The sequence below is a fragment of the Roseateles sp. GW821-FHT09H10 genome (assembly GCF_059415865.1).
Window position 1 is genome coordinate 1 of sequence record NZ_JBWKOB010000003.1, and the last position, 13,175, is coordinate 13,175.

General features: G+C 67.5%; 13 protein-coding genes. 11 read left to right on the plus strand and 2 right to left on the minus strand.

Annotation, left to right across the window (positions count from 1 at the left end; genetic code table 11):
• Positions 1–106 precede the first annotated feature (106 nt).
• Positions 107–805, plus strand: a complete 699-nt coding sequence (locus AC07OY_RS15650) for a 2'-5' RNA ligase family protein (protein ID WP_495043531.1) — start codon at positions 107–109, stop codon at positions 803–805.
• On the opposite strand, the gene ychF is transcribed toward AC07OY_RS15650, so the two are convergent.
• Positions 795–1,886, minus strand: a complete 1,092-nt coding sequence (ychF, locus tag AC07OY_RS15655; RefSeq protein WP_495043532.1) for a redox-regulated ATPase YchF — start codon at positions 1,884–1,886, stop codon at positions 795–797. The genes AC07OY_RS15650 and ychF overlap by 11 nt on opposite strands.
• A 263-nt stretch (positions 1,887–2,149) precedes the next feature.
• Here ychF and AC07OY_RS15660 point away from each other — a divergent pair, with 263 nt between their 5' ends.
• From AC07OY_RS15660 to AC07OY_RS15705, 10 genes are all read left to right on the plus strand, one after another.
• Entirely contained in the window at positions 2,150–3,145 is a 996-nt protein-coding gene (locus tag AC07OY_RS15660; protein WP_495043533.1) for an FAD-dependent monooxygenase, read from the plus strand.
• Positions 3,146–3,191: 46 nt separating this feature from the next.
• On the plus strand, positions 3,192–3,902 hold the full coding sequence (locus AC07OY_RS15665; RefSeq protein ID WP_495043534.1) for a DsbC family protein: 711 nt from the start codon (positions 3,192–3,194) through the stop codon (positions 3,900–3,902).
• Between the two features lie 5 nt (positions 3,903–3,907).
• Complete coding sequence (locus AC07OY_RS15670) at positions 3,908–4,345, plus strand: DUF3429 domain-containing protein (protein WP_495043535.1); 438 nt, start codon at positions 3,908–3,910, stop codon at positions 4,343–4,345.
• Complete coding sequence (locus AC07OY_RS15675; RefSeq protein WP_495043536.1) at positions 4,345–6,054, plus strand: M61 family metallopeptidase; 1,710 nt, start codon at positions 4,345–4,347, stop codon at positions 6,052–6,054. The genes AC07OY_RS15670 and AC07OY_RS15675 overlap by 1 nt, the downstream gene beginning before the upstream one ends.
• Positions 6,055–6,060: 6 nt before the next feature.
• Positions 6,061–7,152, plus strand: coding sequence for a DUF3108 domain-containing protein (locus AC07OY_RS15680; RefSeq protein ID WP_495043537.1), 1,092 nt, complete (start codon positions 6,061–6,063; stop codon positions 7,150–7,152).
• Positions 7,149–7,937, plus strand: coding sequence for an enoyl-CoA hydratase (locus AC07OY_RS15685; protein ID WP_495043538.1), 789 nt, complete (start codon positions 7,149–7,151; stop codon positions 7,935–7,937). The genes AC07OY_RS15680 and AC07OY_RS15685 overlap by 4 nt, the downstream gene beginning before the upstream one ends.
• Positions 7,938–8,120: 183 nt before the next feature.
• Positions 8,121–8,498 (plus strand): DUF4148 domain-containing protein, encoded by a 378-nt coding sequence (locus tag AC07OY_RS15690; protein WP_495043539.1) that lies wholly within the window; start codon positions 8,121–8,123, stop codon positions 8,496–8,498.
• Between the two features lie 119 nt (positions 8,499–8,617).
• Positions 8,618–9,637 (plus strand): substrate-binding domain-containing protein, encoded by a 1,020-nt coding sequence (locus AC07OY_RS15695; RefSeq protein ID WP_495043540.1) that lies wholly within the window; start codon positions 8,618–8,620, stop codon positions 9,635–9,637.
• 8 nt (positions 9,638–9,645) lie between these two features.
• Positions 9,646–10,788, plus strand: a complete 1,143-nt coding sequence (locus AC07OY_RS15700) for a sugar ABC transporter permease (protein WP_495043541.1) — start codon at positions 9,646–9,648, stop codon at positions 10,786–10,788.
• 71 nt (positions 10,789–10,859) lie between these two features.
• The gene (locus AC07OY_RS15705) at positions 10,860–11,609 is read left to right on the plus strand and encodes an ATP-binding cassette domain-containing protein (protein ID WP_495043542.1); all 750 of its coding nucleotides are present in this window, start codon (positions 10,860–10,862) and stop codon (positions 11,607–11,609) included.
• A gap of 31 nt (positions 11,610–11,640) precedes the next feature.
• Here the strand turns inward: AC07OY_RS15705 and lysS are convergent, their stop codons facing one another.
• Positions 11,641–13,146 (minus strand): lysine--tRNA ligase, encoded by a 1,506-nt coding sequence (gene lysS, locus AC07OY_RS15710; RefSeq protein ID WP_495043543.1) that lies wholly within the window; start codon positions 13,144–13,146, stop codon positions 11,641–11,643.
• Positions 13,147–13,175 lie beyond the last annotated feature (29 nt).

A 13,175-nucleotide genomic window follows, 5' to 3' on the forward strand; every position in this document is an offset into this window, starting at 1 on the left:
GAAAGTAGGTCATCGTCAGGCTATTTATTAAGCAACCGCCCCAGTATCGAAAGATACTGGGGCGTTTTGCTTTGGCGTTGCAATCATGCTGGGCGGAGTTATCAGCATGACCAAAGATCAACTCGATCTGCTTGGCTTCGCCGACTCGGTGTCACCATGGACGCCAACGGCGCCAGCAGGGCACAAGCCCGCCAGGGAGTACGAGCTCTTCCTGGCGCTTCGGCCGGACATCGATGGTCAGCACAAGTCGCTGTGCTCTGCGGTCGAACGCGTGCTGCAGCGCTATCGGACATCAACATCGAAGTTGCGTCAGCCATCGCTCTGGCACATCACGTTGCTCCAGCTTGGCAAGTTCTCCGGCAGCTTCCCGCGCGGGGCGCTTGATGCGATCGAGGCTGCAGGCAATGCCGTTATCAGCCGACCCATCCCAATCTTGCATGAAGGGGTTGTCCGCTACGAGGCCAGCCATGCCTGCGTCCTGACCTGCTCAGCGGCAGCGACCCAAGCGGTTGCTCAGTTGCGGCAAGAACTGGCCGCGGCACTCAAGCGCAACGGGATCAAATGCAAATCCGGATCCAAGGCGCACATGACCTTCTCCTACGACAGCGGTCATGTCCTGCCGATGACACCGTTGGAGGAGGCGCTGACTTGGAATGCCAACGGCTTCATGCTGCTCTGCAGTCACAAGGGTTCGGGGATACCACGAAGTCGTTCGCGACTGGCCCGCCAAGCCTTGAGTACTGGCAACAAAAAAGGCCAGCGTCGAGCTGGCCTTTTTGCGCAGAGTCAGAGATTCAAACGTTGAACAGGAAATGCAGCACGTCGCCGTCCTTGACGACGTACTCCTTGCCTTCAGCGCGCATCTTGCCGGCGTCCTTGGCGCCCTGTTCACCGCGGTACTGGATGAAGTCGTCGTAGGCAATGGTCTGCGCGCGGATGTAGCCGCGTTCGAAGTCGGTGTGGATGACAGCTGCGGCTTGAGGGCCGGTGTCGCCGATATGAATGGTCCACGCGCGCACTTCTTTCACGCCGGCGGTGAAGTAGGTCTGCAGACCCAGCAGCTTGAAGGCGGCCCGGATCAGCCGGTTCAGACCGGGCTCATCCTGCCCCATCTCGGCAAGGAACATCGCGCGATCGTCGTCTTCCATCTCGGACAGCTCCGATTCGGTCTTCGCGCAGATGGCGACGACGGGGCCGTTCTGCGCGGCCGCGTATTCCTTGAGGCGTTCAAGGAAAGGATTGTTCTCGAAGCCGTCCTCCGAGACGTTGCCCACAAACATGGCCGGCTTGGCGGTGATCAGGCACAGCGGCCTGAGGATGACCAGCTCTTCCTTGCTGAAGTCGATGGTGCGAACCGGCTTGGCCTGGTCCAGCGCCGCCTGGCATTTCTCCAGCACCTTGACCAGGGCGATGGCTTCCTTGTCACCCGCGCGAGCGACCTTGTTGTAGCGGTGCAGGCTTTTCTCGACGGTGCCGAGGTCCGCCAGACAAAGCTCCGTCTGGATCACTTCAATGTCCGAGATCGGGTCGACCTTGCCATTCACATGGATGACGTTCGGATCTTCAAAGCAGCGAACCACGTTGACGATGGCGTCCGTCTCGCGGATATGTGACAAGAACTGGTTGCCCAGGCCTTCACCCTTGCTGGCGCCAGCGACCAAGCCCGCGATGTCCACGAATTCCACGACAGCCGGCATGACGCGCTCCGGCTTGACGATTTCCGCCAGGGCCGCGAGACGGGGATCGGGCAGCTCCACGATGCCCACATTGGGCTCGATGGTGCAGAAGGGATAGTTCTCGGCGGCGATGCCGGCTTTGGTCAGGGCGTTGAAGAGCGTGGACTTGCCGACATTGGGCAGGCCCACGATGCCGCATTTGAGGCTCATGGCGAGGGCTTTCCGTTGGGAGAGGCGGCCGGCGGCAAGCCGGCGCCGAAACGCTGATTTTAGTCGGCTGTCGCCCCCGGGCTCAGCCGCCTCGCCCTTGCCATGGTGCGGCCAAACCCCCTGCCTACAATCGGCGCATGCAAAGTGTGGACGTATTGGTCAGGGGGCGTGGTGCCGTGGGCAGCAGCTTGGCGCTCAGCCTTGCCGCCCAGGGCCTGACTGTGGGCATGGCTGGTGCGCAGGAGGCGCCCCGTGCCAACGACGTGCGAACCTATGCTCTCAACGCCGCTTCGGTGGCCCTGCTGACCGAATTGAAGGTATGGGACAGCCTGCCTGCGGACGCAGTCAGCCCCGTCTATGACATGGTGGTCAGCGGCGATGCGGCGGCCGATCAGCCCGCCGGCCGTCTGAGTTTTTCGGCTTGGCAGCAAGGCCTGCGGGAGCTCGCCGTCATCGTCGATGCCGCGGCCCTGGACGCCCAGCTCGCCACGGCGCTGCGCTTTTCCCCCCACGTCCACAGCGTCGCGGACGCTACGCCTGCAGCGCTGACCGCGCTCTGCGAAGGCCGGGAATCGGCCGCGCGGACGGCCCTGGGCGTCGACTTCAAGCCCAAGTCCTACGGGCATCGTGCGCTCGCTGCCCGTCTGAGTGCGGATCGAGCCCACCAGGGCATCGCCCGCCAGTGGTTCCAGCCGGGTGGTGAAGTGCTGGCTCTGCTGCCTTTCGAGAGACCGACGCCAGGAGCGTCCTATGGCCTGGTCTGGTCCTGCGCCGAGGCGAGGGCCGAGCAATTGCAGGCCATGCCGGCCGCCGATTTCGAGCGCGAGCTGAATGCGGCGACTGCCGGTGCGGCTGGCGAGCTCAGTCTGGGCAGCGAACGCTCGAGCTGGCCGCTGGCCCTGGCGCGCGCCGATGCCGTCAGCGGCCCCGGCTGGGTGCTGCTGGGCGATGCCGCCCATGTCGTGCATCCACTGGCCGGCCAGGGTTTGAATCTCGGGCTCGGCGATGTCGCAGCCCTGGCTCGCGTGCTGGCCGAGCGCGAGGCGTGGCGCCCCTTGGGCGACGAACGCCTGCTGCGCCGCTACGCGCGCGACCGCCTCGCGCCGACGCTGGCCATGGGCGAGCTGACCGACGTGCTGCAGCGCCTGTTTGCCCATTCCTCCCCCGCTGTCCAGGGCTTGCGCAACCGTGGCCTGGACGCGCTCAATCAACTCACCCCCGTCAAGCGCTGGCTCACCCAGCGTGCGCTCGGGCTCTGAACTCCAACCGGCCGTTTCCATCGTGCGTTCTCTTGTCCTTCGCCTCATGGGCGTTCTGCTCGTCGCCGCCAGCCTGCCCGCCATTGCCAACGAGGCCGTGATCCGCAAGGTCTTTGCCGAGCGCATGCCCAATGCGCCCAAGATCGACGAGGTTCGCCCCTCGGCCATGCCGGGGCTGTGGGAGGTTCGTATCGGCAACGAGATCCGCTATACCGACGCGGCAGCCAACTTCCTCGTCGAAGGCGAGCTCTTCGACCTCAAGGCCAAGAAGAACCTGACCGAGGAGCGCGTGACCCAGCTGAACCGGATCGACTTCGCGAGCCTGCCCTTCAAGGATGCGGTGGTGTGGAAGAACGGCAATGGCAAGCGCCGCATCGCCGTCTTCGCCGATCCCAACTGCGGCTACTGCAAGCGCTTCGAGAAGGGCCTGCAGGAACTCAAGGACGTCACCGTCTACACCTTCCTCATTCCCATCCTCGGCGGCGACTCTGCCGAGAAGACGCGTGCGATCTGGTGTGCCAAGGACAACACCAGTGCCTGGCTGGGTTGGATGCTCAAGAACGAACAGCCGGCCAAGGCGCCAGCCTCCTGCGATGACGCAGCCATCGAGCGCAACCTCGCGTTGTCACGCAAGATCCATGTGAACGGGACGCCGGCCATCCTGCTGGAAGACGGCAACCGGATTCCGGGCGCCGTCGGCCCCGTGGAGCTTGAGAAACGCCTGCAAGCCCTGGCCGCGCCGGCCAGCAAGTCCTGACCCCGATGACGGCCCAACACCGCGAGCTCGCGCATCGCCTGGGCTATGCGGGCCTGGTGCCCTTTGTGCTCGGCTGTGCCCTGATCTGGCTGATCGGGGACCGCGACCTCGACCAGCACACCTTCGTCAGCCTCGCGATGTCGGCCTATGCCGGCCTCGTCATCGCCTTTCTCGGCGGCATCCACTGGGGGCTGTCCTTCGCGCGCGGCCTGCCCGGGCGGCAGCCGCTGGTCTGGGGCGTCAGTGCCACGCTGCTGGGCTGGCTTGGGGTGGTGATGCCACCCTATGCGGGCCTGGCTCTGCATGGCGGTGTGTTGATCGCCTGCTATCTCGTGGACCGCCGCGTCTATCCGCAACTCGGCGCGGCCGATTGGCTGACCCTGCGTTTCCGGCTCACTGCCGTCGCGGCGCTGGCCTGCTTCCTCGCCGCCGCGGGCAGCTGATGCGTGGGCCGAGCTACCGCATCGACCTGGCCGACCCCGCGGCCCATCGCTATCGCGTCACGCTGACCCTGCCCAGCCCCGCGGCCGAGCAGTTCTTCAGCCTGCCGGTGTGGATTCCCGGCAGCTATCTGGTGCGCGAGTTCGCCAAGCAGCTCAGCGGTCTGACGGCCCGCCAGGGCAGCAAGGAGCTGCCGGTCGAGCAACTCGACAAGGCCAGCTGGCGCGTCCGCTGCAGCGGGCGTGCGGCCCTGACCGTGAGCTACGAGGTCTATGCCTTCGACGCCTCCGTGCGTACGGCCTGGCTGGACAGCCAGCGCGCCTTCTTCAACGCCAGCAGCCTGTGCCTGCGCGCCCATGGCCGTGAGGGCGCGCCGCATCGCGTCGAGCTTGCCGGCGTGCCCGATGGTTGGCGCATCGCCACGGAGATGCATGCCGCCGATGCAGGCTGGGAGTCCGCCGACTACGACGAGTTGCTCGACCATCCCTTCGAGATCGGCCCGCACTGGCAGGGCGAGTTCGTCGCGGCCGGCGTGCCGCACCGCGTCGTCGTGGCCGGCGCCTGGCCCAGCTTCGATGGCGAGCGCCTGCTGGCCGATGTCCGGCGCATCTGCGAGGCCCAGATCGCTTTCTGGGGCGCAGCCCCTTTCGAGCGCTACAGCTTCCTGCTGTGGGCCGTGGACGACGGGCATGGCGGCCTGGAGCATCGGGCCAGCACGGCCCTGATCTGCGCGCGACGCGAATTGCCGACCGCCGCGGAACCGGCTGCACCGGGCGACAGCTATGCGCGCCTGCTGGGGCTGTTCAGCCATGAGTACTTCCATGCCTGGAACGTCAAGCAGCTGCGCCCGGTCGAGTTCGCGAGCTTCGACTATCAGCGCGAGAACTACACCGAGCTGCTGTGGTTCTTTGAAGGCTTCACCAGCTACTACGACGAGCTCATGCTGTGCCGCGCGGGCCTCGTCGATGCCTCGCGCTATCTGAAGCTGCTGGCGGCCAGTGTCAACGGCGTGCTGGCCTCGCCGGGGCGGCGCGTGCAGCCCCTGGCCCAGGCCAGCTTCGAGGCCTGGACCAAGTACTACCGCCCCGACGAGAACAGCGTCAACGCCGCCAGCAACTACTACGCCCAGGGCGCACTGGTCGCGCTCTGCCTGGACCTGAGCCTGCGTGCGCACAAGTCCAGCCTGGATGCGTTGATGGTGCGGCTGTGGCAGGGCAGCGCCGGCGGCCCGGTCAGCGAGGCCGACATCCTCGACGCCGTGCGCGCCCTGTCCGACGACGACCTGGCGGCGCGGCTGCACCACTGGGTGCACGGCCGGGACGAGCTGCCGCTGCGCGAGCTGCTCGACACCCATGGCATCGCCTGGCGCGACGAGGGGCGCAACAGCGTGGCCCAGCGCCTGGGCCTGCGCGTGCGCGAGACGGCGCTGACCGGTATCGGCGTGACGCATGTGCTGCGCGGCGGCGCTGGCGAGGCTGGCGGCGTCAATGCACGCGACGAGATCCTCGGCTGCAATGGCTGGCGTCTGCGTCGTCTCGACGAGGCGCCGGCCCTGCTCGGCCCTGGCGAGACCCGCCTGCGCCTGCTGGTCAGCCGTGACCAGCGCCTGCTCGAGCTGGCCGTCGACCTTCCCGCGCCACAGTCCGCCGCCGTCGCCCTGACGCTGGTTGACGGCGGCCATGCCGCGCGCCACCGCTGGCTCGGCGCCTGATCCGTCATGAGGACGCCGCGGCCCCCGGGCCTGCTGGTGCTGGCCGTGCTGGCCCTGCACCTGCTGCTGGGCCGCGAGGTGCAGCGCATCCACGAAGGCTGGATCAGCGAAGGCCCGCCGCCCATGCCGCCCCGCATGCAGGTGGCCCTGGTGCGCGAGATGAAGCTGGAGGCGCCACCTGTGGTCCGGATGCGGGCCGTGCCACCACTCAAGGCAAAGCCCAAGGCGCCGTCCCTCAGCACGCTGCCGCCTGTGCCGCCGGCTTCCGCGCCGGAATCAGCCGCCTCGACGGCGCCAGCGCCGGCCGAGCCCGCCGTGGCTGCCGCATCCGCACCTGAAGCCCCCGCAGCGATCGCCCAGGCCGCCTCGGCGCCCGCTGACAACGAGCCCGGCCCCGAATGGCCGCTGTCCACCCGGCTCAGCTATGTGCTGACTGGCAACTACCGCGGTCCCGTCAGCGGCCAGGCCCAGGTCGAGTGGCTGCGCAAGGGGCGCGACTATCAGGTCCATCTCGACGTCGGCGTCGGTCCCAGCTTCGCGCCGCTGATCACCCGTCGCATGAGCAGCCAGGGCCAGCTGACGTCCGAGGGCATTGCGCCGCAGCGTTTTGACGAAGAGACCAAGGTCATCCTCGGCGATGCCCGGCGCGTCAGCGTGTTCTTCCAGGGGAGCGCGGTCCAGCTGGCGAACGGCGCGCGTCAGCCGGTGGAGCGTGGGGCCCAGGACTCGGCCAGCCAGTTCGTCCAGCTGACCTGGCTCTACCTGACCGGCCGTGAGCCCCTGCAGGCCGGCCGCACCGTGCAGTTTCCGCTGGTGCTGCCGCGGCGCCAGTACGCCTGGCAGTACGAAGTCGTGGGCGAGGAGATGCTGGACACGCCGATGGGCCCCCTGGCCAGCTGGCATCTCAGGCCCACGCGGGCGATCAGCCCTGGCGACCTGGCCGCCGAGGTCTGGCTGGCGCCGTCGCTGCAGTACCTGCCCGTGCGTCTCGTCATCCGCCAGGACGCCGACACCTTCATCGACCTCATGCTCAAGAGCGCCCCGCTGCAAGCCGCGCCAGAATCCACCAACGGCATCCCCAGGAGACTCTCCCAATGACCTACGAATGCATCATCACCGCCGTCCACGGCGACGGCCCGCGCAAGACGGCCCTCATCACGCTGAACCGCCCCAAGGCGCTGAATGCGCTGAACGACCAGCTGATGGACGAGATGGGCGAGGCCCTGCTCGCCTTTGACGCCGACGACGGCATCGGCTGCATCGTGCTGACCGGCTCCGAGCGCGCCTTCGCGGCCGGTGCCGACATCCCGACCATGCTGCCCCACACCTTCGCCACGGCCTTCAAGAGCGGCCTGATCTCCAAGAACTGGGAGACCATCCTGCAGGTGCGCAAGCCCGTCATCGCCGCGGTGGCCGGCTTTGCGCTGGGTGGCGGCTGCGAACTCGCCATGATGTGCGACTTCATCATCGCGGCCGACTCGGCCAAGTTCGGGCAGCCCGAGATCAAGCTGGGCATCGTGCCGGGGGCCGGTGGCACCCAGCGCCTGCCCCGCGCCGTCGGCAAGAGCAAGGCCATGGACATGCTGCTGACCGCCCGCATGATGGGCGCCGCCGAGGCCGAGAGCGCTGGCCTGGTGTCGCGCGTCGTGCCGGCCGACAAGCTGCTGGAGGAGGCCCTGGCCGCCGCCGAAACCATCAATGGCTTCAGCGGCCCCTCGGTCATGCTGATCAAGGAACTGGTCAACCTAGCCTACCAGGGCCCGCTGACCGACGGGGTCGCTGTGGAGCGCCGCTATTTCCATGCGCTGTTCGGCAGCCACGACCAGCGTGAGGGCATGGAAGCCTTCCTGGCCAAGCGGGCACCGAACTTCGAGCACCGTTGACTGGTTGTGGCGAAACGATGACGACCTAGGGATGACTATTTGCATTGAGTGAATAGTCAGTTCCCGCCAGCCTGGTATTTCTACTGAGGTCGGCTGCCTACAGTTCAGGCCATGGACACCGCGGTCGCGATGTCCGAAGTGTCCAAAGCAGGACGTTCCTGCCAGTAACTGAAGGAGCCCGTCATGAACAAGCTGTCCACCGTCATCGCCACCATCGCTCTCGTCGCCGCTGGTGTCGCTTCCGCCCAAACCACCACGCCGCTGACCCGCGAGCAAGTCGTCGCCGATCTGGTCGCCGCCCGCAACAGCGGTGAACTTGCCGCCATCCAGGGCGAAAAGGGCATCGAAGCCCCGGTTCCCGCTGCCGCCAAGGCTGCTGCCGTCGCCACCGTCAAGCTGCCCCGCCAGGCCGTGCTGACCGTCAAGCCCACCGAAGTGCGCGGCGACGAAAAGCTGGCCGCCGCGCTGGCTGCCGACCACGGCGAGAACGCCGCCCGGGAGCTGGGTGATTTCCCGGCCCAGGTCAAGCCCCGCGCCTCGGCCCTGGCTTCCGCCAAGTAAGGCGCTGGAACAAAGCGGTTTCAAACCGATGAAAGGCGACCCGCGAGGGTCGCTTTTTTGTTGCCTGCGTTCCTAGAATCCGCGGCCCGCACGACAAGGGCGTTGGAGACAAGATGCGAATGCAACAGATGTGGGCAGCGACGACGCTGTTGATGGCCTCGGTGACAGCGTTGGCTGCCGGCCCCGTGGTCGGCGTGAGCTGGTCCAACTTCCAGGAAGAGCGCTGGAAGACCGACGAGGCCGCCATCAAGGCCGAACTGGGCCGCTTGGGTGCCAGCTATGTGAGCGCCGACGCCGGTGGCTCGCCCGAGAAGCAAATCGCCGATGTCGAGTCCCTGCTGGCCAAGGGTGCCAAGGTGCTGATCATCCTGGCCATGGACAAGGACGCCATCGCGCCGGCCCTGAACAAGGCCAAGGCGCGCAAGGTGCCGGTCGTGGCCTATGACCGCCTGATCGAGGCCCCTGAGGTCTTCTACCTGACCTTCGACAACCGCGAGGTGGGCCGCCTGCAGGCCAAGGCCGTGCTGGCCGCCAAGCCCCAGGGCCGCTACGTGATGATCAAGGGCTCGCCCAGCGATCCGAACGCGGACTTCCTGCGCGCCGGCCAGCAGGACGCGTTGGCGGACGCCGTCAAGAAGGGCGACGTGAAGATCGTCGCCGAGGAGTACACCGACGGCTGGAAGCCCGAGGTGGCGCAAAAGAACATGGAGCAGATCCTGACCCGCCTGAAGGGCGGTGTCGATGCCGTCGTGGCGAGCAATGACGGCACGGCCGGCGGCGCCATCGCCGCGCTGGCGGGCCGCGGCGTCAAGGGCGTGCCGGTCAGCGGCCAGGACGCCGACCATGCCGCGCTGAACCGCGTGGCCCTGGGGACACAGACCGTGTCGGTCTGGAAGGATTCGCGTTCGCTGGGCAAGGAGGCCGCATCGGCCGCCGTGCAGCTCGCCAACGGCCAGAAGGTCGACGGCGCCGCAGCCTGGGCGGGTGGTGAACGCAAGGTGTCGCTGCAGGCCAAGTTCCTCGCGCCGGTGGCCATCACCCAGGCCAATCTGGGCGACGTCATCAGCGCCGGCTGGGTCAGCAAGGCCGTCGTCTGCAAGGGCGTCGACGCCGCCAAGGCCCCGGCGGCCTGCAAATAGGAGAGGCGATGAGCGCCCAGACCCAGCGGCTCGCCGTCATGGCGGCCGTGCTGGTGGCCATCGCCATCGGCTTTCATCTGCTGACCGGCAGCTTCCTGACGGCGGAGAACCTCTACAACATCGCCCAGCAGACGGCCGTCGTCGGCATCGTCGCCAGCGGCATGGCCCTGATCATCGTGGCGCGCCAGATCGACCTCGCGGTGGGATCGCTGCTCGGCGCCGTCGGCGTGCTGATGGCCTGGCTGCAGTACACGCAAGGCTGGTCGGTCGTCGCGTCGCTGTTCGCAGGCCTGGGCCTGGCGCTGCTGGTCGGGCTTTTCCAGGGCTGGCTGTCTGCCGTCGTCGGCATCCCGTCCTTTGTCGTGACGCTGGGCGGCCTGGTGTCGCTGCGCGGCGTGGCCTTTCTGGTCGCCGACGGCAAGACCCAGCCGGTCACCGAGCCCTGGCTGCTGGCCCTGGGTGGCGGGCTGGACGGTTCTCTCGGCGAGCGTGGCAGCTGGTTCCTCGGCGTCGGCCTGCTGCTACTGCTGTGGGGCTGGCAGCTCGTGCAGCGCCGCGCGCAGCTGCGTGCGGGTGGCGTGCCGGGCGACATCAAGCATGAGCTGCTGAAGGGCGGTCTCGCCGCGATCGCCGTGTTCGGCGCCGTGGCCGTCTTCAATGCCTACAAGATCGAAGGCCAGGAGCAGGGCCAGGGCCTGCCGCTGCCGCTGGTGATCTGGGTGGCCGTCGTGCTGTTGCTGGGCTTCGTCGCCAAGCACACGCGCTTTGGCCGCTACGTTTACGCCATCGGCGGCAATCCCGACGCGGCGCGCCTGGCCGGCATTCCGGTGCGGCGCGTGATGATCCAGTTGAACCTGCTGCTGGCGGCCCTGGTGGCCCTGGCGGCCATCGTCGCGATGGCGCGCCTGAATGCTGGCACGAACTCGATGGGGACGGGCATGGAGCTGACCGTCATCGCGGCGGCCGTCATCGGCGGCGTGAGCCTGGCCGGTGGCAGCGGCAGCGTGGGCGGCACGGTGCTGGGCGCCCTCATCATCCAGAGCATCGACAGCGGCCTGCTGCTGACCGATGTGGGCATTGGCTGGCGCATGGTGGTGCTGGGCCAGGTGCTCGTCGCCGCTGTTGTCTTCGATCGCGTGGTGCAGAAATGAGCCCCGCCCGGCCGCCCGAAGGGGCTCAACTCCCGCTTGGCGGGACAGCGCGCAGCGCGAAGGGTGCCGACATGAATGCCCTCCTTGAAGTGCGCGAGGCGCGCAAATCCTTTGGCGGCGTGCATGCGGTCGACGGCATCAGCTTGAGCCTGGCGCCCGGCGAGGTGCTGGCCGTGCTGGGCCACAACGGGGCCGGCAAGTCCACGCTGATGCAGATGATCGCGGGGGCGCTGCCCTTCGACGGCGGCGAGCTGCTGTTGAACGGCCAGCCCGTGAAGTTCTCCAGCCCGGCCGATTCGCGCGCCGCCGGCATCGAGACCATCCACCAGAAGCTGGCCCTGGCCGACAACCTCGACTCGGTCGCCAACCTCTTCCTCGGCCGCGAGCTGCGTACGCGACTGGGCCTGCTCGACGACGCCGCCATGCGCGCTGCCGCCGTGCCGCTGTTTGCGCGGTTGAACCCCAACTTCAAGAACATCGCTGATCCGGTGATGTCCCTGTCGGGCGGCCAGCGCCAGGTCGTCGCCATTGCGCGAGCCCTGCAGTTCAAGGCCCGCGTGCTCATCATGGATGAGCCCTGCGCGGCCCTGGGCCCGGCCGAGACGGCCATGGTGCACGACCTGATCCGCCGCCTCAGCGCCGAGGGCGTGGGCATCCTGCTGGTCACCCACGACATGCCGGATGTCTTCGCGCTGTCCAACCGACTGGCCGTCATGAAGAACGGCCGTCTGGTCGGGGTGACTCAGACGGCCGCGGTGACCGAGGACGAGGTGCTGGCGATGATCATTGCGGGCAAGGCGCCCGCCGCGATCGCCGCCTAGGTTCAGGCCTCTCGGCGCAGCGCCGGAGAAATCACGATTCCCGGCGCAAGGCCGGGAAGAGGATGACGTCGCGGATCGATGGCGAATCGGTGATCAGCATCATCAGCCGGTCGATGCCGATGCCGCAGCCGCCCGTCGGGGGCATGCCGTATTCGAGCGCGCGGATGAAGTCGGCGTCGAAGAACATCGCTTCCTCGTCGCCGGCATCCTTGTTGGCGACCTGGGCGTGGAAGCGGGCCGCCTGGTCCTCGGCATCGTTCAGCTCCGAGAAGCCGTTGGCGTACTCGCGGCCGGTGATGAAGAGTTCGAAGCGCTCGGTGATCTTGGGGTTGGCATCCGACGCACGGGCCAGCGGCGAGACCTCGACGGGGTAGTCGATGATGAAGGTGGGCTCCCAAAGCTTCTCTTCGACGACCGCCTCGAACAGGCCGAACTGCAGCTCGGCCAGGCTCCAGCGGGCCGGGGCTTCCTCGCCGGCGGCGACGATCTTGGCGCGCAGCACCTCGGGGTTGTCGGCTTCCTCACCGGTCAGGCCGGCGAACTGGATCAGCGAGTCGCGCACGGACACGCGGGCAAAGGGCTTGTCCAGGGCCACCGGCTTGCCGGCATAGGTCAGGGCGGCGCTGCCCGTTGCGGCGACGGCGGCATGGCGCAGCACGGCCTCGGTGAAGTCCATCTGGTCGTGATGCGTCCAGTAGGCCGCATAGAACTCCATCATCGTGAACTCGGGGTTGTGCCGGACCGAGATGCCTTCGTTGCGGAAGTTGCGGTTGATCTCGAACACCCGCTCGAAGCCGCCCACCACCAGGCGCTTCAGATACAGCTCCGGTGCGATGCGCAGGAACATCTCCTGGTCCAACGCGTTGTGGTGGGTCCTGAAGGGCTTGGCGTTCGCGCCACCCGGGATGGGGTGGAGCATGGGCGTCTCGACCTCCAGGAAGCCGTGCTCGACCATGAAGCTGCGGATGGCCGACACGGCCTTGGAGCGCGCCGTGAAGCGCTTGCGGGCGTCTTCGTCGGTGATCAGGTCGACATAGCGCTGGCGGTACTTCTGCTCCTGGTCGGTCATGCCGTGGAACTTGTCCGGCAGGGGGCGCAGGCTCTTGGTCAGCAGGCGCAGCGTCGTCACCGCGACCGACAGCTCGCCGGTCTTGGTGCGCATCAGCGTGCCCTCGGCGCCCAGGATGTCGCCCAGGTCCCAGTGCTTGAAGGCGTCGTAGACCTCGGGGCCGACGTTGTCGATGGTGACGCGCAGCTGGATGCGGCCGGTGGCGTCCTGCAGCGTGCAGAAGCTGGCCTTGCCCATCATGCGCTTGAGCATCATGCGGCCGGCCACCGTCACCTTGACGGCTTGAGGCTCCAGCTCCTCGTTGGGCACCTCGCCATACTGGGCCTGCAGGGGCTGGGCACGGTGCTGGGGCTTGAAATCATTGGGGAAAGGCACCGCCGTGGCGGCCCGCAGCGCGGCCAGTTTGGCGCGGCGCTCGGCGATCAGTTGGTTGTCGTCGGCAGCGGGAGTCGGAGGGGTCGTGGTCATTGCGGGCCTTCAGTCGAACCAGCGATTCT